Annotated in this window: 20 protein-coding genes; 6 read left to right on the top strand and 14 right to left on the bottom strand. The window is 71.7% G+C overall.

Annotation, left to right across the window (positions count from 1 at the left end):
* Window positions 1–4: 4 nt before the first annotated feature.
* The 8 genes from QC385_RS30385 to QC385_RS30350 all read right to left on the bottom strand — a co-directional run bounded on the left by QC385_RS30385 (window position 5) and on the right by QC385_RS30350 (window position 8335).
* Window positions 5–946 (bottom strand): DUF58 domain-containing protein, encoded by a 942-nt coding sequence (locus tag QC385_RS30385; protein ID WP_279544578.1) that lies wholly within the window; start codon window positions 944–946, stop codon window positions 5–7.
* Entirely contained in the window at window positions 943–1941 is a 999-nt protein-coding gene (locus tag QC385_RS30380) for an AAA family ATPase (RefSeq protein ID WP_279544577.1), read from the bottom strand. Before QC385_RS30380 ends, QC385_RS30385 begins: the two co-directional genes overlap by 4 nt.
* Window positions 1942–1943: 2 nt before the next feature.
* Window positions 1944–2192, bottom strand: coding sequence for a hypothetical protein (locus QC385_RS30375; RefSeq protein ID WP_279544576.1), 249 nt, complete (start codon window positions 2190–2192; stop codon window positions 1944–1946).
* A gap of 123 nt (window positions 2193–2315) precedes the next feature.
* Complete coding sequence (locus QC385_RS30370) at window positions 2316–3848, bottom strand: MFS transporter (RefSeq protein WP_279544575.1); 1533 nt, start codon at window positions 3846–3848, stop codon at window positions 2316–2318.
* Window positions 3845–4396 (bottom strand): TetR/AcrR family transcriptional regulator, encoded by a 552-nt coding sequence (locus QC385_RS30365; RefSeq protein WP_279544574.1) that lies wholly within the window; start codon window positions 4394–4396, stop codon window positions 3845–3847. Before QC385_RS30365 ends, QC385_RS30370 begins: the two co-directional genes overlap by 4 nt.
* A gap of 91 nt (window positions 4397–4487) precedes the next feature.
* On the bottom strand, window positions 4488–5459 hold the full coding sequence (locus QC385_RS30360; RefSeq protein ID WP_279544573.1) for an aldo/keto reductase: 972 nt from the start codon (window positions 5457–5459) through the stop codon (window positions 4488–4490).
* Between the two features lie 176 nt (window positions 5460–5635).
* Window positions 5636–7069: an argininosuccinate lyase gene (argH, locus tag QC385_RS30355; protein WP_279544572.1), complete on the bottom strand. Its 1434-nt coding sequence runs from the start codon at window positions 7067–7069 to the stop codon at window positions 5636–5638.
* A gap of 69 nt (window positions 7070–7138) precedes the next feature.
* Window positions 7139–8335 carry an argininosuccinate synthase gene (locus tag QC385_RS30350; protein ID WP_279544571.1) on the bottom strand — a complete coding sequence of 399 codons (1197 nt, stop codon included), beginning with the start codon at window positions 8333–8335 and terminating at the stop codon, window positions 7139–7141.
* A gap of 218 nt (window positions 8336–8553) precedes the next feature.
* On the opposite strand from QC385_RS30350, the gene QC385_RS30345 reads away from it, so the two are divergent.
* The 6 genes from QC385_RS30345 (at window position 8554) to QC385_RS30320 (ending at window position 14377) form a co-directional block, all read left to right on the top strand.
* Window positions 8554–9477 carry a hypothetical protein gene (locus tag QC385_RS30345; RefSeq protein ID WP_279544570.1) on the top strand — a complete coding sequence of 308 codons (924 nt, stop codon included), beginning with the start codon at window positions 8554–8556 and terminating at the stop codon, window positions 9475–9477.
* A 141-nt stretch (window positions 9478–9618) separates the two neighbouring features.
* Complete coding sequence (locus QC385_RS30340; RefSeq protein WP_279544569.1) at window positions 9619–10206, top strand: pyridoxamine 5'-phosphate oxidase family protein; 588 nt, start codon at window positions 9619–9621, stop codon at window positions 10204–10206.
* A gap of 3 nt (window positions 10207–10209) precedes the next feature.
* Entirely contained in the window at window positions 10210–10908 is a 699-nt protein-coding gene (locus tag QC385_RS30335) for a L,D-transpeptidase family protein (protein ID WP_279544568.1), read from the top strand.
* Window positions 10909–11069: 161 nt separating this feature from the next.
* Window positions 11070–12452: a ferredoxin reductase family protein gene (locus QC385_RS30330; protein WP_279544567.1), complete on the top strand. Its 1383-nt coding sequence runs from the start codon at window positions 11070–11072 to the stop codon at window positions 12450–12452.
* 40 nt (window positions 12453–12492) lie between these two features.
* Window positions 12493–13581 carry an FMN-binding protein gene (locus QC385_RS30325; protein ID WP_279544566.1) on the top strand — a complete coding sequence of 363 codons (1089 nt, stop codon included), beginning with the start codon at window positions 12493–12495 and terminating at the stop codon, window positions 13579–13581.
* Window positions 13574–14377 carry an FAD:protein FMN transferase gene (locus tag QC385_RS30320; protein ID WP_279544565.1) on the top strand — a complete coding sequence of 268 codons (804 nt, stop codon included), beginning with the start codon at window positions 13574–13576 and terminating at the stop codon, window positions 14375–14377. Before QC385_RS30325 ends, QC385_RS30320 begins: the two co-directional genes overlap by 8 nt.
* An 81-nt stretch (window positions 14378–14458) precedes the next feature.
* Here QC385_RS30320 and QC385_RS30315 read toward each other — a convergent pair whose 3' ends face one another.
* From QC385_RS30315 to QC385_RS30290, 6 genes are all read right to left on the bottom strand, one after another.
* A complete protein-coding gene (locus QC385_RS30315; protein WP_059422875.1) occupies window positions 14459–15004 on the bottom strand; it encodes an arginine repressor in 546 nt (181 codons plus the stop codon).
* Between the two features lie 7 nt (window positions 15005–15011).
* Window positions 15012–16214, bottom strand: coding sequence for an acetylornithine transaminase (locus QC385_RS30310; RefSeq protein WP_279544564.1), 1203 nt, complete (start codon window positions 16212–16214; stop codon window positions 15012–15014).
* Entirely contained in the window at window positions 16211–17140 is a 930-nt protein-coding gene (argB, locus tag QC385_RS30305) for an acetylglutamate kinase (RefSeq protein WP_279544563.1), read from the bottom strand. Before argB ends, QC385_RS30310 begins: the two co-directional genes overlap by 4 nt.
* Window positions 17137–18288, bottom strand: a complete 1152-nt coding sequence (gene argJ, locus QC385_RS30300; protein WP_279544562.1) for a bifunctional glutamate N-acetyltransferase/amino-acid acetyltransferase ArgJ — start codon at window positions 18286–18288, stop codon at window positions 17137–17139. The genes argB and argJ overlap by 4 nt, the downstream gene beginning before the upstream one ends.
* The gene (gene argC / locus QC385_RS30295) at window positions 18285–19313 is read right to left on the bottom strand and encodes an N-acetyl-gamma-glutamyl-phosphate reductase (RefSeq protein WP_279544561.1); all 1029 of its coding nucleotides are present in this window, start codon (window positions 19311–19313) and stop codon (window positions 18285–18287) included. The genes argJ and argC overlap by 4 nt, the downstream gene beginning before the upstream one ends.
* Window positions 19314–19393: 80 nt before the next feature.
* Complete coding sequence (locus QC385_RS30290) at window positions 19394–20179, bottom strand: tetratricopeptide repeat protein (RefSeq protein WP_279544560.1); 786 nt, start codon at window positions 20177–20179, stop codon at window positions 19394–19396.
* Window positions 20180–20243: the final 64 nt, after the last annotated feature.

The raw sequence follows: 20243 nt of genomic DNA, 5'->3' as shown, positions 1-20243 counted from the left end.
TCCCTCATGCCGCCCCGCCGCCGGCCCGGCGCCGCTGCGTCTCGACGTGCCGGACGACGTCGCGGACCCAGTCCCGGTCGGTGCGCAGCCGCAGATGGGCGGCGCCCGCGCGGCGGATGGACTGCCGGATCAGTGCCCGTTGCTCCAGCGCGGCCCGTGCATAGCGCTCCCGCAGTCCCCGGGCGTGCGTGGAGATCTCGCGGCTGCGTCCGGTCTCCGGGTCGACGACGGTGAGCAGCCCGACGGGCGGCAGGTCCAGTTCGCGCGGGTCGACGACCTCCACGGCGAGGACCTGGTGCCGGCGGGCGAGGGTCTTCAGGGGCTGCTCCCAGCCGGTCTCCAGGAAATCGGAGACGACGGCGACCAGGCCGCGGGCGGGCAGCACGCGCAGGCCGTGCAGGGCGTCGGCGAGGTGGTGTGCCGGGGGCCCGGGGGTGACGCGTGGGCGTTCGAGAGCGGTCCGCAGGATCGCGAGCAGGTGGCGGCGGCCGGTGCGGGGCGGGATGCGCCGGCCGCCGTACGGTCCGCCTCCCGGGGAATGGTCCCCGGGGCCCTGCCCGGCGAACACGGCGCCGAGGCGGTTGCCGGCCCGTTCGGTGAGGAAGGCGACGGCGGCCGCCGCGCCCACCGCGAGGTCCCGTTTCTCCATCCTGGCGGTGCCGAAGTCCATGCTGGCGGAGGCGTCGAGGACGATCCAGGTGGTGAGTTCGCGGTCGGCGAGGGTGAGGCGGACGTGCGGGACGGTGGTGCGGGCGGTGGCGTTCCAGTCCATCCGGCGGACGTCGTCGCCGATGACGTACGGCCGGGTCTCCGCGATTTCGTCGCCGGGTCCGGGCACGAGGGACGGGTGGTCGCCCTGGAGCAGGCCGTCGGGGTGCCGGGTGAAGAGCAGCTCCAGGTGCCGCAGCGCCTGCTCGGGGGTCAGTTCGCCCAGGGCCTGGGTCATGCCGCCGCCTCCTCGGCCGCCTGACGGGGGCTGATCCGCGGCTGTTCCACGGAGGCGAGCACCTCGTCGACGATCTGCGGCCCGGTCACTGAGTCGGCGAGCGCGTCGAAGGACAGGACGAGGCGGTGACCGACGACCTCGTGCGCCAGGTCGCTCACGTCCTCGGGCAGGACGTAGCCGCGGCCCCGCAGCAGGGCCAGCGCCCGGGCGGCGGCGACCAGGCCGAGGGTGGCGCGCGGACCGGCGCCGTGGGCCAGGCGTCGCTCCGGACCGGCCAGTTCACGCGTCGCGCAGACGAGCCGTACGGCGTACTCGGCGACGGCGTGGTGCACGAACACCTCGTCGGTGGTCCGCTGGAGCGCGACCAGCCGCTCGGGGGTGAGGACCCGGCGCGGGCGGGGCGGGTCGACGCTCATCCGGTAGAGGATGGCGAGCTCCTCGGACTCGCTGGGCGCGGCGACCTCCACCTTGAGCAGGAAGCGGTCGCGCTGGGCCTCGGGGAGGTGGTAGACGCCCTCGGACTCGATCGGGTTCTGGGTGGCGAGGACGAGGAAGGGTTCGGGGACGGGGAGCGTGGTGCCGCCGATGGAGACCTGGTGCTCGCCCATGACCTCCAGCAGGGCGGACTGGACCTTGGCGGGGGCGCGGTTGATCTCGTCGGCCAGGACGATGTTGGCGATGACCGGGCCGGGTTCGATGTCGAAGGCCTCCTGCGAGGGCCGGTAGAGGCGGGTGCCGGTGATGTCGGAGGGGACGAGGTCGGGCGTGAACTGGAGCCGGGCGAACCGTCCGCCCACGACGTGCGCCAGGGTCTTCGCGGCGAGCGTCTTGGCGACGCCCGGCACGCCCTCCAGCAGGCAGTGGCCGCGGGCCAGTACGGCGGTGAACATCCGCTCCACCATGCGGTCCTGGCCGACGATCACCCGCTTGACCTCGAAGAGGGCCTCTTCCAGGAGCTTGCCGTCGGGGGTCATGGCATCCGGGGCGGTGGCCATGGTCACAGCTCCGGGGCGGGGGCGCCGCCGTTCGGTGCGGTTCCGCTCGGGGCGGTGCCGCCGTCTTTCCACGGGCAGTCCTGGTCGCCCGCCGCACCCCCGCCGGAGGAGGTGCCCTCCTCGACGACGAACCTGACCTGCTCGCGCGGCATCTCGTCACCGTCGGCTGCGAGCGCGACACCGCCGCCCGCGAGGCCGGCGGCGGCCAGGACGGAGACGGTGACGATCGCCTTCTTCGTACGACGTGTCATGATCGGTGGCTCCTTCGGCCGTGGGAACGACGTCGGGTACGGAGCCAAGACCATCAGGCGGGGGCGAAAACGGGCTTAAAGGCGGGGCTGAGCAGGGGTGGTGGAAGGCCCGGGCCACACGCCCTAAGGGTGTTCCGCCCCGCTCTCCAGCCGCTGCCCCCGCAGCAGGAACCACGCCGCCACCGCCGCCGCCAGCAGGACCGCCGCTCCGACGCCCGCCGCGAGGGCCAGGCCGTCGACGAAGGACGTGCGGGCCGCGTCCAGCATGGCCTCGGCGGTGTGCCCGGGCATGCCCTCCGCCGCCTCGACCGCGCCGCCCAGCGACTCGTGCGCCGCGGCCGGTGTGCCCGACGGGCCGGTGAAGTCGCGGTAGACGCCGGTCACGATGGAGCCGAGCACGGCGATGCCGAGGGCCGCGCCGAGTTCGTACGCCGTCTCGGACACGGCGGACGCCGAACCCGCGTGCTCCTTGGGCACGCTGGAGAGGATCACGTCAGCGGTCACGGTGAACGAGAAACCGGCTCCGACGCCGACCACCAGCAGCGCGGCCCCGAGCAGCGGGTAGCCGGTGGACTGGTCGATCACGGTGAGCGCGGCCAGGGCGAGGCCGATCGCCGCGAGCCCCCCGGAGACGACGGCCCGCACCGAGAAGCGCCGGGCCGCGCGCCCCGCGGCCAGACCGGCCACCACCGCGCCGATGGCGGCGGGCAGTTCCGCCAGGCCCGCCTCGAACGGGCGCCTGCCCTGGACGAGTTGCAGGTACTGGGAGAGGAAGAACACCAGCCCGGACAGACCGAGGATGGTCAGCAGGTCGGCCAGCACCGCGCCGCTGAAGCCGCGGTTGCGGAACAGCCGCATGTCCAGCAGCGGGGCCGGAAGCGTGAGCTGGCGGCGTACGAACCCGTAGAGGGCGGCCACGCCCAGCAGGCCCGCGGCCAGAGTGCTCCACGCAAAGCCGTGCGTGGCGGCCTCCTTGATCGCGTAGACGACACCGACCATGCCGACCAGCGACAGCACGACGCTGACCAGGTCCCACGGGCCGGGGTTCGCGGTGCGCGACTCGGGAAGCAGCTTGACGCCGACGAGGACCAGGACGGCCATCACGGGCAGATTGATCAGGAAGACCGAGCCCCACCAGAAGTGCTCCAGCAGGAACCCGCCGACGATCGGGCCGACGGCCGTGCCCGCGGAGGCGGTGGCGCCCCATATGCCGACGGCGAAACTGCGTTCGCGCGGGTCGTGGAAGAGGTTGCGGATCAGGGCGAGCGTGGCCGGCATCAGGGTCGCGCCGGCGACGCCGAGCAGCGCCCGCGCCGCGATCAGCATCTCCGGTGTCGTGGCGTAGGCGTTGAACACGGATATCGCGCCGAACGCCGTGGCGCCGACCAGCAGGATCCGCTTGCGGCCGATGCGGTCGCCGAGGCTGCCCATGGAGACGAGCAGACCGGCGATGACGAACGAGTAGACGTCGCCGATCCACAGCAGCTGCGTGCCGGAGGGCTTCAGGTCCTCGCTGATGTAGGGGGTCGCGAGACCGAGGACGGTCGCGTCGACGGCCACCAGCAGCACGGCGAGGACGAGGACGCCGAGCGCGAGCCAGCGGCCCGGGCGCTTCACCGCCTCGGCCGTCTCAGCCGGCTGCAAGGTGCTGGTCATGATTCCTCTCTCCGTAGTGCGCCGCCGAGCAGCAGCTCGACGATCATGTACTGGAAGTCCTTGGGGGCGCCCTTGCCGCTCTGCACCATCCAGGCGCCGGAGGCCAGCAGGCCGTAGAGCGCCTCGGTGAGCCAGACCGGCGTGAGGTCGATGCGGAACTCACCGCTGAGCTGGCCGCGGCGGAACAGGGCGGAGATCCGGTCGTCGATCAGGGTCCAGCCCGGGTTCTGCTCCTCGCCCTCGAACAGCTGGTTCTCGGTGTAGAGGAACCCGAGGAGTCCGGCGGCGGGCTCGATGGCCCCCACCAGCCGGCGGACGGCCTCGCTCGCCGTGCCCTCGTCGAGCCGGGCGGCGTCCAGCGCGGCCTCGCACTCCGCGATGCCCAGCGACTCCAGGGCGCGGACGAGGGCGTCACGTCCGGCGAAGTGGCGGTGCAGCGTGGCGCGGCTGATCCCGGCGGCCTTGGCGACCTCGTCCATGGTCGCGGTGGCTTTGTGGGTCAGCAGGGCCGCGGCGCGGCGCAGCACGTGGTCAGGATCGACAGCCATGAGACGACCATACTTCACATGAGACATGAATGTCTCATGCTGGGCATGTGTGACTCACGGCTGCCGGTTCCGGTTCACGAAAGGGTGCTGATCAGTGCCAGGGCAGCTGTCCGCGCTTCTCCCAGTACGCCTGCGGTTCCTCGACCAGCGTGGCGAGTCGGGCGAGCTGGTCGTCGTCGAGGTCGACGACCGCCGCGTGCAGGTTGGAGGCGAGCTGGTTGGCGGTGGCCGCGCCGGAGAGGACGACGCCGGCCCAGGGCTGCCGCAGGATCACCGCCAGGGCGACGGCGTCGCATCCCAGCCCGGACTCCTCGGCGATCTCCTTCAGGACGTCCGGCGCGTGCGGCCCCGCGAGCCGGCCGTTTGCCATGCCCTCCTTGACGATCACGGTGAGCCCGGCGTCGTGTGCCTCGGCGAGGGCGGGCGCGGCGGAGGTCTCCAGCGCGTTGTACGTCGACTGGACGGTACGGAAGAGGGGTTCGCCGTCGACCGTCACGGCGAGGGCGGCGCGGATCGCGTCCGCCTGGGCGGGACCGCTGGTGGAGAAGCCGATGGTGAGTCCCCGGGCGGCGGCTTCCGCGAGCTTCGCGTGCAGTTCCTTGTCGGTGAGGGCCGGGCTGTCCGGGGTCACCGAGTGGATCTGGTAGAGGTCGAGCCGGTCGCCGAGCAGGGCGTCGGTCTCGGCGCGCTGCCGTTCGTAGGTGGCGAGGGTGTGGTCCTTGACCTCGTGCGTCTCGGCGTCGGTGGACCAGTCGGCGGTGTAGGTGTAGCCCCACTTGCTGCCTACGACGATGTCGTCGAGGCCGGGCCTTGTGTTCAGCCAGTCGGCGAGGAACTCTTCCGAGCGGCCGTAGGAGCGGGCGGCGTCGAAGTAGCGGACGCCTTGGGCGTAGGCGGCGTCGAGGAGTTCATGTGTGCGGTTGCGCAGCGTCTCGACACTGCGGTCGTCACCGAGGTCTTCGTCCCGGCCGAGGTTGATGTAGCCGGGGCGCCCGACTGCGGCGAGGCCGAGGCCGATGTGGCAGGTGGGTGTTGTCGCTGAGGCCAGGCGGGCGAAGGGCATCCGGGGGCTCCGTTCGGTCGGCTGCGGCTTTCGACCAACGTAACCCCCGGGATGACCTTCGCCTCTGAGCTCGGGGCTTGCTGTGTTCCGGCGTGTGCGGGTTGCTTGTGGCTTGTCGCGCCCACGCGGCGGAGCCGCACATCGATACAGCCCCGGGCCCCTGGGGTCTGTTGCCCTCAGCCCTTCTTCTTGGCCACGGCCCATTCGTGCTGGGCCGCCACGTCCGCCTTCACCTCTGCCAGCTGGATCGCCACCGCGCTCGGGGCCGTGCCGCCCCTGCCGTTACGGGAGGCCAGGGCGCCCGGGACGTTCAGGACCGAGCGGACCTCGGGGGTGAGGTGGGACGAGATCTTCGCGAACTGCTCGTCCGTCAGCTCGTCCAGTTCCTTGCCCTCGCCCTCGGCGACCTTCACGCACTCACCGGCCACCTCGTGGGCCACGCGGAACGGTACGCCCTGCTTGACCAGCCATTCGGCGATGTCCGTGGCGAGGGAGAAGCCGGCGGGGGCCAGTTCCTCCATGCGCTCGCGGTGGACCCTGAGCGTGGCCATCATGCCGGTGAAGGCGGGGAGCAGGATCTCCAGCTGGTCGATGGAGTCAAAGACCGGCTCCTTGTCCTCCTGGAGGTCGCGGTTGTACGCGAGCGGGAGGGCCTTCAGCGTGGCCAGCAGGCCCGTCAGGTTGCCGATCAGGCGGCCGGACTTGCCGCGCGCCAGCTCGGCGATGTCCGGGTTCTTCTTCTGCGGCATGATCGAGGAGCCGGTGGAGAACGCGTCGTGCAGGGTGACGAAGGAGAACTCCTTCGTGTTCCAGAGGATGACCTCCTCGGCGATCCGGGAGAGGTTGACGCCGATCATCGCCGTGATGAACGCGAACTCGGCGACGAAGTCGCGGGAAGCCGTGCCGTCGATGGAGTTGCCCGAGCTGCCGTGCTCAAAGCCGAGGTCCTTCGCCACCGCCTCCGGGTCCAGGCCCAGCGAGGAGCCCGCCAGCGCGCCCGAGCCGTAGGGCGAGACGGCCGTGCGCGCGTCCCACTGGCGCAGCCGCTCCGCGTCCCGGGACAGGGACTGCACGTGGGCGAGGACGTGGTGCGCGAACAGGACCGGCTGGGCGTGCTGGAGGTGCGTACGGCCGGGCATCGCCACGTCCGGGTGGGCCTCCGCCAGGCCGATCAGCGCGTCCTGGAGCTCGGCGATCAGGCCGCCGACGACGCGGGCGTGGTCGCGCAGGTACATGCGGAAGAGGGTCGCGACCTGGTCGTTGCGGGAGCGGCCGGCGCGCAGCTTGCCGCCGAGGTCGGGGCCGAGCCGCTCCAGCAGGCCGCGCTCCAGGGCGGTGTGCACGTCCTCGTCGGCGATGGTGCCCACGAAGGAGCCGTCGGCGACGTCCGCTTCCAGCTGGTCCAGCCCGGCGATCATCCGGGTCAGCTCGTCCTCGGTGAGCAGGCCCGCCTTGTGGAGCACGCGCGCGTGCGCACGCGAACCGGCGATGTCGTACGGCGCGAGCCGCCAGTCGAAGTGGACGGACGCGGACAGCTTGGCCAGGGCCTCGGCGGGACCGTCGGCGAAACGGCCGCCCCAGAGCCGTACGTCACCGCTGTTGCTGCTCACTTGCGTTGCTCCTAGAGAGGTGTGGATGTGACGCAGACCTTTATATGCCCGCGCCGGGTTCCCGTCGGGCTACGCCCGCAGGTGACGCTGTGCCGCGATCTTCGACGACAGGCTGTAGATGTCGATGAAGCCCTTGGCGGCGGACTGGTCGAAGGTGTCGCCCGTGTCGTAGGTCGCGAGGCCGAAGTCGTACAGCGACTGCTCGGAGCGTCGGCCGGTGACGACCGCGCGGCCGCCGTGCAGGGTCATGCGGATGTCGCCGGTGACATGCTGGTTCGCCTCGTCGACGAAGACGTCCAGTGCGCGCTTGAGCGGGGAGAACCACAGGCCGTCGTAGACCAGCTCGCTCCAGCGCTGCTCGACGCCCCGCTTGTAGCGGGCGAGCTCGCGCTCGACGGTGACGTTCTCCAGCTCCTGGTGGGCGGTGATCAGGGCGATCGCGCCCGGAGCCTCGTACACCTCACGCGACTTGATGCCGACGAGGCGGTCCTCGACCATGTCGATCCGGCCGATGCCCTGGGCTCCGGCGCGCTCGTTGAGCTGCTGGACGGCCTGGAGCACGGTGACGGGCCTGCCGTCGATGGCGACCGGGGCGCCCTCCTTGAAGGAGATGACCACCTCGTCGGGCTCGCGGGCGACGGCCGGGTTCTGCGTGTACTCGTAGATGTCCTCGATCGGCGCGTTCCAGATGTCCTCGAGGAAGCCGGTCTCGATGGCGCGGCCGAAAACGTTCTGGTCGATGGAGTACGGCGACTTCTTGGTGGTCGCGATCGGCAGGCCCTTGGCCTCGCAGAAGGCGATGGCCTTGTCGCGCGTCATGGCGTAGTCGCGGACCGGTGCGATGCACTTCAGGTCGGGGGCGAGGGCGGCGATGCCCGCCTCGAAGCGGACCTGGTCGTTGCCCTTGCCGGTGCAGCCGTGGGCGACGGTCGTGGCGCCGTGCTTGCGGGCGGCGGCGACGAGGTGCTTGACGATCGCCGGCCGGGACAGGGCGGAGACCAGCGGGTAGCGGTCCATGTAGAGGGCGTTGGCCTTGATCGCCGGGAGGCAGTACTCCTCGGCGAACTCGTCCCTGGCGTCGGCCACTTCGGCCTCCACCGCGCCGCACGCGAGGGCGCGCTTGCGGATGACGTCCAGATCCTCGCCGCCCTGGCCGACGTCCACCGCGACCGCGATGACCTCGGCGCCCGTCTCCTCGGCGATCCAGCCGATGGCGACGGAGGTGTCAAGACCGCCGGAGTAGGCGAGTACGACGCGCTCGGTCACGGGTTCTTCCCCTCACACTGCGATCACTGACATGCATGATTATGCAGACCTTCGCATGATTCGTCAATGCACCCCGGATCGAGCGGCTGATTCCGGCCATGCCGAGACGACTTTGAAGATCCTTTGAACGCGCGAAACCGCTTACTCGTACCTCTCGCCGAACGCAGGCGCCGCGTTTTGACACCGATGACACCCCCGACCCCTAGTGAGGCATCCGCATGTCCAGGGCTCTTCCGAAGTACAACAAGCGTCGCGTCGGCTTCATCGGCGGCGCCGCCGCGGTGGCACTGTCCGGCACGGTGATCGCCGGCTTCGCCCTCGCCGGGGAGACGCCGGACAGCGGCGCGACGAACGCCCGGACGCTGGCGGGTCCCGGCACCATCTCGTGCCCGGACGTCACCGGCCAGCTGCCGGACATCCCCGCCTCGGCGCAGGCGGAGGTCGACCGCAACCTCGGTGATCTCCAGAAGCAGATCGAGGAGGCCAACAAGCGCCTCGTCGACACCGTCGGCCAGGGCGGGCCCAACTTCGTCCAGAACGCCATCCTCGGCCCGCTGGAGGACAAGCGCGTCGCCGCCCTGAACCGCATCGAGACCGCCATCGGGCGGGCCGCCGAGAAGCCGGAGGGCCTGGAGGCCTTCGCCGCCTGCCAGCTCAACGCCGACGGCGGCGCCGGAGCGGGCGAGGCGGCGGGCGGAGGCGAGGCGGGCGCCGGTGAGGAGGCCGGCGCCGGTGCCGAAGCCGGCGCGGGGGCCGAAGCCGGGGCAGGCGCCGAGGCAGGTGCGGGCGAGGAAGCCGGCGCGGGCGCCGGAGAGGACGCGGGCGCGGGCGAGGCGGGGAACGCGGGCGCCGGCTCGATCACCTGCCCGGACGTCGCCTCCCAGCTGCCGGCGATCCCGGCCTCCGCCCAGGCCGAGGTCGACCGCAATCTCGGCGATCTGAACAAGCAGATCGAGGAGGCCAACAAGCGCCTCGTCGACACCGTCGGCCAGGGCGGACCGAACTTCGTCCAGAACGCCATCCTCGGCCCGCTCGAGGACAAGCGCGTCGCCGCGATCAACCGCATCGCCACCGCCATCGGCCGCACGGCCGAGCGTCCGGCGGGTCTTGACTCCCTGGCCGCCTGCACGCTCACCAAGTGAGGTGACAGGCACTGTGGCCGCCCCGCGTGAGCGCCGGCCGGGGCGGCCACGGGCAGGCGCCCGGGGGCGGGGTCCGGCAGAGGTGACCGGATCCCGCAATTTCTTAGGCAACCGAAAGGTCATCGCCCATAATCTTTAGACATGGGAAAGACCTATGAACGCATAGAAGGCCGGCTCCGCTCGTTCATCGAGGCGCAGCCGGTCTTCTTCACCGCCACCGCTCCCCTGTCCGCCGACGGCACGGTCAACCTCTCCCCCAAGGGCCTCAAGGGCTCCTTCGTGGTCCTCGACGAACACACCGTCGCCTATCTCGACTTCGCCGGCTCCAACGCCGAGACCATCGCCCATCTACGCGAGAACGGGCGGATCACCCTGATGTGGTGCGCCTTCCAGGGCCCGCCGAACATCGTCCGGGTGCACGGCCGCGGGGAGCCGGTCTTCCGGGACGACCCCCGTTTCGGGGAGCTGCTCGGCCACTTCCCGGACATCGACCCGGCCCAGCACGGGCTGCGCGCGATCATCGTCGTCACGGCCGAACTCGTCCGCGACACCTGCGGCTACGCCGTGCCCTTCATGGCGTACGAGGCGGACCGCGACCTGCACGGCAAGCGTTTCGCCCGCGAGGACGACGCGTCGCTCAGCGCCTACTTCACCAAGAAGGAGCACATCGCGACCAGCCTGGACGGACTACCCGGGCTGCCGTTGCCGCTGCCGCCCTCTACGGTCTGAGGCATGCGCCCCGGTGCCGTCGCCCTCGCCGTCTCCTGTCTCGTCGTGCTCGGCGCCGGGCCGCCCGCCCCCTCGTCCGTCCTGCCGGCCCGGATGACGGACACCGGCGGCGGCACCCAGCTGATCACCGCGGTGGCCCCGCGGACGGCCTCGACGACGGGCACGGTCACCTGGTGGGACCTCAGGGACGGGCGGTGGGTGAAGGCGGGTTCCGCGCCCGCGCGTTTCGGAGCGAACGGACTGGTCGAGGGCGCCTCGCGCAAGCAGGGCACCAACACGACGCCCACGGGTCTGTACGGCCTGCCGTACGCCTTCGGCACCAAGGCGGCGCCGCGCGGGACCGCGTACGAGTACCGCCGGGTGCACCGGGACTCCTGGTGGTGCCAGGACAACGACTCCCGCTCCTACAACCGCTGGACCGAGCCCCGCGCGGCCGACTGCCGGGCCGCAGAGTCCGAGCACCTGATCACCTACGGCGATCAGTACGCGCACGCGCTCGTCATCGGCTTCAACTACGAGCGTCCCGTGCGAGGACGCGGCGCGGGCATCTTCCTCCATGTCAACGGACGTGGGGCGACGGCCGGTTGCGTGTCCGTGCCGAAGCGCGCCATGCGGACGATCCTGCGCTGGGCCGACCCGGCGAAGCACCCCCACATCGCCGTCGGGACGGCGAGCGGAACCACCGCCGTCACCCGCTACTAGGGCCTGTCTGTCACACAGGCACTTGGCGCGGGAGGCCGCCGGGGAACCTGTTCGGGTTACCGCCGGTCACTCCCGTACGCACACGACTCGGTGCACGGCTGAACACTCCCGTGTCCCGGCACGTATCTGTGGGCCAAGGGTCAAGTCCCCACGGAGGAACCGTGACCACCACGCTCGCAGGCGGCCGTGCCGCCCGCCGCCAGACGATGCGCCGCATCCGCCCGCGCCGCTCCCCGGCCGTACCGCTGCTGATCGCCCTGTGGGCGGGTGCGGCGGCCGTGCTGTGGCTGTGGTGGGACAACACAGCGTCCCTCGCGGACACCTCGGCCAAGATCCTGGCCGCGGGCCGGATCACCGGCCTGCTCGCCGGCTACCTCATGGCGCTCGTGGTGCTCCAGATGGCACGGGTGCCCGCGCTGGAGCGGCGGGTGGGCACCGACCGGGTCGCCCGCTGGCACGCCATGACCGGCCGCTACACACTCTGTCTGGTCCTCGCCCACGTCTTCCTCACCATGTGGGGCTACGCCCTCCAGGCGGGCAAGGGGCTCGGCGCCGTCGTCCAGCAGACGATCGACTCCGTCAACCAGCTGCCGGACATGGGCAAGGCCGCCATCGGCACGGGCCTGCTGTTCGTCATCGGGATCCTCTCGATCGGCGGGGTCCGCCGCCTGATCGGGTACGACACCTGGTACCACGTGCACCTGCTGACGTACGCGTCGGTGTACATGACGTTCTGGCACCAGATCACGACCGGCAACGAGTTCGCCGTCGAGCCCGCAGCCAAGACCTTCTGGTACGGGCTGTACGGCGTGGTGACCGCGCTCGTCCTCTGGTACCGGATCCTCACCCCGATCCGCCTGAACCTGCGGCACCGGATGCGGGTCGAGGCGGTCATCGAGGAGACCCCGGGCATCGTGTCCGTGCTGATCGGCGGGCGCAAGCTGCACCGGATGGGTGCGGAGGCGGGCCAGTTCTTCCGCTGGCGGTTCAAGGCGCCCGGCATGCGCTTCAGTTCGCACCCGTACTCCCTGTCGGCGGCGCCCCGTCCGGACATGCTGCGGATCACCGTCAAGGCGATCGGTGACCACACCTCCCGGCTGCGCGAGCTCACGCCCGGCACCAAGGTGTGGGCGGAGGGCCCGTACGGCGCGATGACCGCGCAGCGCCGCAGCCGCGGCAAGGTACTGCTGGTCGCGGGCGGTGTCGGCATCACCCCGATGCGGGCCCTGTTCGAGACCCTGCCGGGCGCCTCCGGCGACATCACGCTGCTCTACCGGGCCAACAGCACCCAGGACCTGGCCCTGTGGAGCGAGCTCGCCAAGATCGCCGACGAGCGCGGGGCCCGGCTGATGTACGCGGTCAACAGCCCCGACGGGGAACGCCCCGACATCTCCGCGGAGTCACTCCAGCGGAAGATCCCGGACATCGGCGACCACGACGTCTTCATGTGCGGGCCGCCCGGCTTCGCGCAGTCGGTGTACGAGGCACTGCGCGGCGCGGGAGTCCCCGCCCGCCGTATCCATCACGAGTCGTTCGAGATGTGAGCGACGGGACATCAACGGCACTTCAGGAGCTTGAGAAACGATGAGGAAGTCTCACCCCGTCCGGCGTGCCGTGCTCGCCGGCGCAGCCACCGTCTCCGGGATCGTGCTGCTGCTGTCACTGAAGCCGGCCTCCGACCCGGGCTCCGCCCAGGCCGCGGGCGGTCAGCTCCCGCCCGCGGCAGCCGGGCAGGCCCCGCAGGGCGGCGTGAACGGCGCGGTCACCGGTGACGCGGTGCAGACGCAGTACGGCGCGGTGCAGGTACGCCTGACCATGAACGGCGGCAAGATCACTCAGGCCGAGGCGGTCCAGGCCCCCAAGGGCGGCCGCAGCGACCAGATCACGGCCAGCTCCGTGCCCCGCCTCAACCAGGCGGCGGTCGCCGCCCAGAGCGCGGAGATCGACGCCGTGTCCGGGGCGACGTACACCAGCGCCGGCTACAAGAAGTCCCTCCAGTCGGCCCTGGACAAGGCCAAGGCCTCGGCCGGCGGCGCGCAGGGCTCGGGCAACGCCCAGACCGTGACCGGCGACGTGGCGCAGACGCAGTACGGACCGGTCCAGGTCCGCATCACAGTCGCCGGCGGGAAAATCACCAAGGCCGAGGCGGTCCAGGCCCCCAAGGGCGGCCGCAGCGACCAGATCACCTCCGCCTCCGTACCCCGCCTCAACCAGGCGGCGGTCGCGGCGGGGAGCGCGGAGATCGACGCGGTCTCGGGCGCCACCTACACCAGCGCGGGTTACAAGAAGTCCCTCCAGTCGGCACTGGACAAGGCTCCGGCAGGGGGCGGCTCTTCCCAGGCCGCCGGCTCCGGGGGCGGTTCGTCCCAGGGCGCCGGCTCCGGGGGCGGTCAGGCCCAGACGCAGACCCTCACCGGCAGCGTGGCGCAGACGCAGTACGGCCCGGTCCAGGTCCGCATCACCGTGGCCGGCGGCAAGATCACCAAGGCCGAAGCCGTCCAGGCCCCCAAGGGCGGACGCAGCGACCAGATCACCTCCTCCTCCGTCCCCCGCCTCAACCAGGCGGCGGTCGCGGCCGGGAACGCGCAGATCGACGCGGTCTCCGGAGCCACCTACACCAGTGCCGGCTACAAGCAGTCCCTCCAGTCGGCACTGGACCAGGCCGGTGGCTGACACGGTGGCCGACTCCGCACAGGCTCCCGCCGCGGTACGTCACGCGGAGGAGACGATGGGGACCGTCTTCTCCTTCGACGTCCGCGGCGGGGAACCCGGCGTCGTGCGCGCGGCGGTGGACGAGGCCGTCGCCGGGCTGCACCGGGTCGACGAGGTGTTCAGCACCTACCGCGAGGACAGCCAGGTCTCCCAACTGCAACGCGGTCGGCTGACGGTCGAGGAGTGTGATCCCGAGGTCGCCGAGGTCCTGGAGCTGGCGGCCGAGGCGGAGCGGCTGAGCGACGGCTGGTTCAGCACGTCGTACGGGGGCCGCCTCGATCCGACCGGCATCGTGAAGGGCTGGGCGGTCGAGCGGGCGGCGCGGCGGCTGGCGGCGGTGCCCGGGGTGAGCGGGGTGAGTGTCAACGGCGGCGGTGATGTCCAGTTGCTCGGGGCTCCGGGTGCGCAGCGGCCGTGGCGGGTCGGGGTTTCGGATCCCCTGCGGCCGGGGGGTCTCGCGGCGGTGATCTCCGCGGCGGGGGCGGGCGAGCTGGCCGTGGCCACGTCCGGGACCGCGGAGCGGGGGGCGCACATCGTCGACCCGCGTACGGGGCGCTCGGCCGTGACCGACCTGGTCGCGGTGACGGTGGTGGGGCCTCGGCTGACATGGGCGGACTGCTGGGCCACGGCGGCGTTCGCGATGGGGTCGCGGGAGGGGCTGGCGTGGCTGGAGTCGCTGGCGGGGGCTGAGGCGCTGTTGATCACCGCCGGCGATGAGGTGCGCTGTACTGGGGGGTTGGCGGCGCGGCTGGGGTGAGTGGGAGCTGGGGCGGATGCCCCCGGGGGGCGCGGGGAACTGCGCGACCAGCCACAGCTCACCCGCACACAACAACGGCGCTCAGTGCCCGTTCTGCGCCAGCCTCAGCAAATGGTCGGCCAGCGCCTGCCCCCCGTCAGGATTCCGGCTGATCAACAGCAGCGTGTCGTCACCGGCGATCGTCCCCAGAATGTCGTGCAGCTCGGCCTGGTCGATCGCCGACGCCAGGAACTGCGCGGCCCCCGGAGGAGTCCGCAGGACCACGAGGTTCGCCGAGGCCTCCGCGGAGATCAGCAGCTCCTGCGAGAGCCGCCGCATCCGCTCCTCCTTCGCCGACCCGCCCAGCGGAGCGCGCGGCGTGCGGAAACCGCCCTCGCTCGGCACGGCGTAGATCAGGTCGCCGTCGGAGTTGCGGATCTTCACCGCGTTCAGCTCGTCCAGGTCCCGGGAGAGCGTCGCCTGCGTGACGCTCAGCCCGTCGTCGGCGAGCAGCTTCGCCAGCTGGCTCTGTGACCGCACGGGCTGCCGGTTGAGGATGTCCACGATCCGGCGGTGGCGTGCGGTGCGGGTCTGCGGCACGGCGGGCCCGTTCGCCCCCGGCTGCTCGTGGTCCTGCGCCTGGCTCATCGTCGTCTCATTCCCCGGATCGTCCGTCCCCGTCGGCTGCGCTTGCGTCGAGGACGCCGGGCAGCGCCCGGAGGAAGGCGTCCACCTCGTCGTCACCGATGTTCAGCGGCGGCATGAGCCGTACGACGTCGGGAGCGGGCGCGTTCACCAGGAGGCCGGCGTCCTGAGCCGCCTGCTGCACCTGGGGCGCGAGCGGCTCGGTGAGCACGATACCCAGGAGGAGACCCGCCCCCCGGACGAAATCGATCAACTCGTGACCGAGGCCCTCGATCCCGTCCCGCAACCTCTCGCTCTGCCGCTTGACGTTCTGCAGCAACCCCTCGTTCTCGATGGTGTCGAGGACGGCGAGCCCGGCGGCGCAGGCGACGGGGTTGCCGCCGAAGGTCGTGCCGTGGTGGCCGGGCTGGAGCAGTTCGGCGGCGCGTCCGAAGGCGACGGTCGCGCCGAGGGGCAGTCCCCCGCCGAGGCCCTTGGCGAGGGTGACGACGTCGGGCAGCACGCCCTCGTGGGCCTGGTACTCGAACCAGTGCCCGGTCCGGCCGACGCCGGTCTGCACCTCGTCGAGGACGAGCAGCGCGCCGGTGGCGGCGGTGATGGCCCGGGCGGCCTTGAGGTAGCCGGCGGGCGGGACCACGACCCCGTTCTCACCCTGGATCGGCTCGATGACGACCAGGGCCGTCTCGTCCGTCACCGCGGCGGCCAGCGCCTGCGCGTCGCCGTACGGGACGTGGGTGACGTCGCCGGGCACGGGCAGGAAGGGTTCCCGCTTGCCGGGCTGGCCGGTGAGTGCGAGGGCGCCCATGGTGCGGCCGTGGAAGCCGCCCTGGGTCGCGACCATGTGGGTCCGGCCGGTGAGCCGGCCGATCTTGAAGGCGCCCTCGTTGGCCTCGGCGCCGGAGTTGCAGAAGTAGACCTTGCCGTCGCGGCCGAAGAGCTGGAGCAGCCGTTCGGCGAGCGCGACCGGCGGCTCGGCGACGAACAGGTTGGAGACATGTCCGAGGGAGGCGATCTGCCGGCTCACGGCCTCGACGACGGCCGGGTGGGCGTGGCCGAGCGCGTTGACCGCGATGCCGCCGACGAAGTCCAGGTACTGCTTGCCGTCGGCGTCCCAGAGCTTGGTGCCCTCACCTCGGACGAGCGGGAGCCTCGGGGTGCCGTAGTTGTTCATGAGCGCGCCCTGCCACCGCGCGGTCAGTTCCTGGTTGCTCACGACTCCCCCTGTCCGCCCGGTCCCTCGGGCTTCTCGTCGGCCACGACCATCGTGCCGATCCCCTCGTCGGTGAAGATCTCCAGCAGGATCGAGTGCTGGACCCGGCCATCGATGACCCGGGCGGTGGTGACGCCGCCCCGTACGGCGTGCAGGCAGCCCTCCATCTTCGGCACCATGCCGGACGACAGGTCCGGCAGCAGCCGCTCCAGCTCGGAGGCGGTGAGGCGGCTGATCACCTCGTCGCTGTGGGGCCAGTCCTCGTAGAGTCCCTCGACGTCCGTGAGGACCATGAGGGTTTCGGCGCCCAGTGCAGCAGCGAGTGCCGCAGCCGCCGTATCAGCATTGACGTTGTAGACATGTCCGTCGTCCTGGGAGCGGGCGATCGACGAGACGACCGGGATGCGGCCGTCGGCGAGCAGGGCCTCGATCGCGCCCGTGTCGATCGCGGTGATCTCGCCCACCCGCCCGATGTCGACGAGTTCGCCGTCGATCTCGGGCTGGTGCTTGGTGGCGGTGATGGTGTGCGCGTCCTCGCCCGTCAGGCCGACGGCGAGCGGGCCGTGCTGGTTGAGCAGCCCGACCAGCTCGCGCTGCACCTGGCCGGCCAGCACCATCCGTACGACGTCCATGGCGTCCTCGGTGGTCACCCTGAGGCCCGCCTTGAACTCGCTGACGATGCCGTGCTGGTCGAGGGCGGCGCTGATCTGCGGGCCGCCGCCGTGCACGACGACGGGCTTGAGGCCGGCGTGGTGCAGGAACACCACGTCCTGGGCGAAGGCGGCCTTCAGGTCCTCGTCGACCATGGCGTTGCCGCCGAACTTGATGACGACCGTCTTGCCGTTGTGCCGGACCAGCCAGGGCAGCGCCTCGATGAGGATCTGGGCCTTGGGCAGCGCGGTGTGCTTACGCGTCGATCCACTGCTCATGACGAGTACGCGCTGTTCTCGTGGACGTAGTCCGCGGTGAGGTCGTTGGTCCAGATGGTGGCGGTCTCGGACCCGGCGGCGAGGTCGGCGACGATGTGCACCTCGCGGTAGCGCATGTCGACCTTGTCGCGGTCCTCGCCGACGCCGCCGTTCTTGCACACCCAGACGCCGTTGATGGCGACGTTGAGCCGGTCCGGCTCGAAGGCGGCGCTCGTCGTGCCGATCGCCGACAGCACCCGGCCCCAGTTGGGGTCCTCCCCGTGGATCGCGCACTTGAGGAGGTTGTTGCGGGCGATGGAGCGGCCCACCTCGACGGCGTCGTCCTCGGTCGCGGCGTTGATCACCTCGACCTTGATGTCCTTGCTGGCACCCTCGGCGTCCCGGATGAGCTGCTGCCCGAGGTCGTCGCAGACCTGCCGGACGGCCTCGGCGAACTCCTCGTACTCCGGGGTGACTTCGGCCGCGCCGGAGGCGAGCAGCAGCACGGTGTCGTTGGTGGACATGCAGCCGTCGGAGTCGACCCGGTCGAAGGTCGTGCGGGTGGCCGCCCGCAGGGCCTTGTCGAGTACGTCGTTGTCCAGGGCCGCGTCCGTGGTGAGGACGACGAGCATGGTGGCGAGGCCCGGCGCGAGCATGCCCGCGCCCTTGGCCATGCCGCCCACGGTCCAGCCGTCCTTGGTGACGACGGACGTCTTGTGGACGGTGTCGGTGGTCTTGATGGCGATGGCGGCCTTCTCGCCGCCGTGCTCACTCAGCGACGCTGCTGCCTTCTCCACGCCCGGGAGCAGCTTGTCCATCGGCAGGAGGATGCCGATCAGGCCGGTCGAGCAGACGGCGACCTCGATGGCGCCCCGCCCGAGGACCTCGGCGACCTTCTCGGCCGTCGCGTGCGCGTCCTGGAAGCCCTTCGGGCCCGTGCAGGCGTTGGCGCCGCCGGAGTTGAGGACGACGGCGGAGACCTGGCCGCTCTTGACGACCTGCTCGGACCACAGCACCGGGGCGGCCTTCACGCGGTTGGAGGTGAAGACGCCGGCGGCGGCGCGGCGGGGCCCGGTGTTGACCACGAGGGCCAGGTCGGGGTTGCCGTTCTCCTTGATCCCGGCGGCGATGCCCGCCGCCGTGAATCCCTTCGCTGCCGTCACACTCACGGCGCAACTCCGATCGTCGTCAGTCCGGTGGTCTCGTCGAGCCCCAGGGCGATGTTCATGCTCTGGACGGCACCGCCGGCGGTGCCCTTGGTGAGGTTGTCGATGGCGCTGATCACGATGATCCGTCCGGCGGCCGTGTCGTACGCGACCTGCACCTGAACGGCGTTCGAACCGTAGACGGACGCCGTGGCGGGCCACTGGCCCTCGGGCAGCAGGTGCACGAAGGGCTCGTCGGCGAAGGCCTTCTCGTAGGCGGCGCGCAGGGACTCGGCGGTGACCCCGTCCGCCGCCTTCGCGCTGCACGTGGCGAGGATGCCGCGGGGCATCGGCGCGAGGGTCGGGGTGAAGGAGACGGAGACCGGCCCGCCGGCGGCCGCGCTGAGGTTCTGGGTGATCTCGGGGGTGTGCCGGTGCCCGCCGCCGACGCCGTACGGGGACATCGAGCCCATGACCTCGCTGCCCAGCAGGTGCGGCTTGGGCGCCTTGCCCGCGCCGGAGGTGCCGGACGCGGCGACGATCACGGCCTCCGGCTCGGCGAGCCCGGCGGCGTACGCCGGGAAGAGCGCCAGCGACACGGCCGTGGGGTAGCAACCGGGCACCGCGACGCGCTTGGACCCCTCCAGCGCGGCGCGGGCGCCCGGCAGTTCGGGAAGGCCGTAGGGCCAGGTTCCGGCGTGCGGCGAGCCGTAGAACCGCTCCCAGGCGGCGGCGTCCGTCAGCCGGAAGTCGGCGCCCATGTCGATCACCAGCACGTCCGGCCCGAGCTTCTCGGCGACGGCGGCGGACTGCCCGTGGGGCAGCGCGAGGAACACGACGTCGTGCCCGGCGAGAACCTCGGGGGTGGTCTCCTGGAGCACTCGCCCGGCCAGGGGCAGCAGGTGCGGCTGGAGCGCACCGAGTGTCTGCCCCGCGTTGGAGTTGCCGGTCAGGGCACCGATCTCGACCTCGGGGTGCGCCAGGAGCAGACGCAGCAGTTCCCCGCCCGCGTATCCACTCGCTCCGGCCACTGCCGCACGTACCGCCATGGAACCTCCTCCTTAGAGAGCATGACTATACGTTTCGCCGCACGTTTATGCAATCCCGGAGTCGTCCCGTGCGTGGTCGGTCAGGCGCTGTCGATGCGGTCGAGCAGTGCCCGGGCCTCGGAGGTGCGGTAGTGGTGCAGGCCGAAGGCGGACAGGCAGGCGTCGAGGGCGGCCACGGCGCGGGAGCGGGCCTCGGTGCGGCGGCTCAGCCCCAGAAGGGCGGTGGCCAGGGCTAGCTCGACGGCGCCGGCCTCCGGGCGGCACTGCTCCTCGGGCAGGCCGCGGCGCAGCTCGTCGGCGCGTTCCGCCTCGGCGAGGGCCTCCTCGTGGCGGGCCTGGCCCTGGAGGCCGCGGGCCAGGCCGAGCCGCAGGACCAGGCCGAACCGGTCCGGTACGCGATGGGCGGCGAGGGCCTCACGGGCGAGCACCTCGGCCTGCGGATGACGGCCCTGTGCGTTGAGGGCATAGATCAGTCCGTTGCGGGCGGCCGCCGCTATCCGCGGCATCTCCGGCCCGGTGCCGCGAGTCGTTGCCTGGACGACGGCCGCGCACTCCGCCTCGCATTCGGAGTACCGGGCGAGCGCGCTCAGCGCCTGGGCGCGGTCCGAGCGCAGTTTCAGGGTCTGCGGGTGTTCGGCGCCGAATACTCTGCCGAAGACCGGCATCAGGGCGTCGTACGCCGTGACGGCCTCCGCGTGGCGGCCCTGGGCGCCCGTCGCCAGCGCCGCGATGCCCAGCGCCAGCGGTGCGTGCATGTCGTCACGCCGCCGGGGCCGGGCCGCAGCCACGGCCCGGGCCTCGGCCTCCGCCTCGGAATAGCGCCCGGCCTCGTAGAGGGCGATGGCCTGGGCCACGGGTGATCGCATCGACTGCCCACCGCTGCTTCGGCCGCGCGGCCGAAAGAGTCTCATGCCCGGAGCATACGGATGC

Origin of the sequence: Streptomyces sp. DH10 (assembly GCF_029813805.1) — a bacterium.
GTDB lineage: Bacteria > Actinomycetota > Actinomycetes > Streptomycetales > Streptomycetaceae > Streptomyces > Streptomyces coeruleofuscus.
This window is presented reverse-complemented; position numbering and strand designations above follow the sequence as displayed.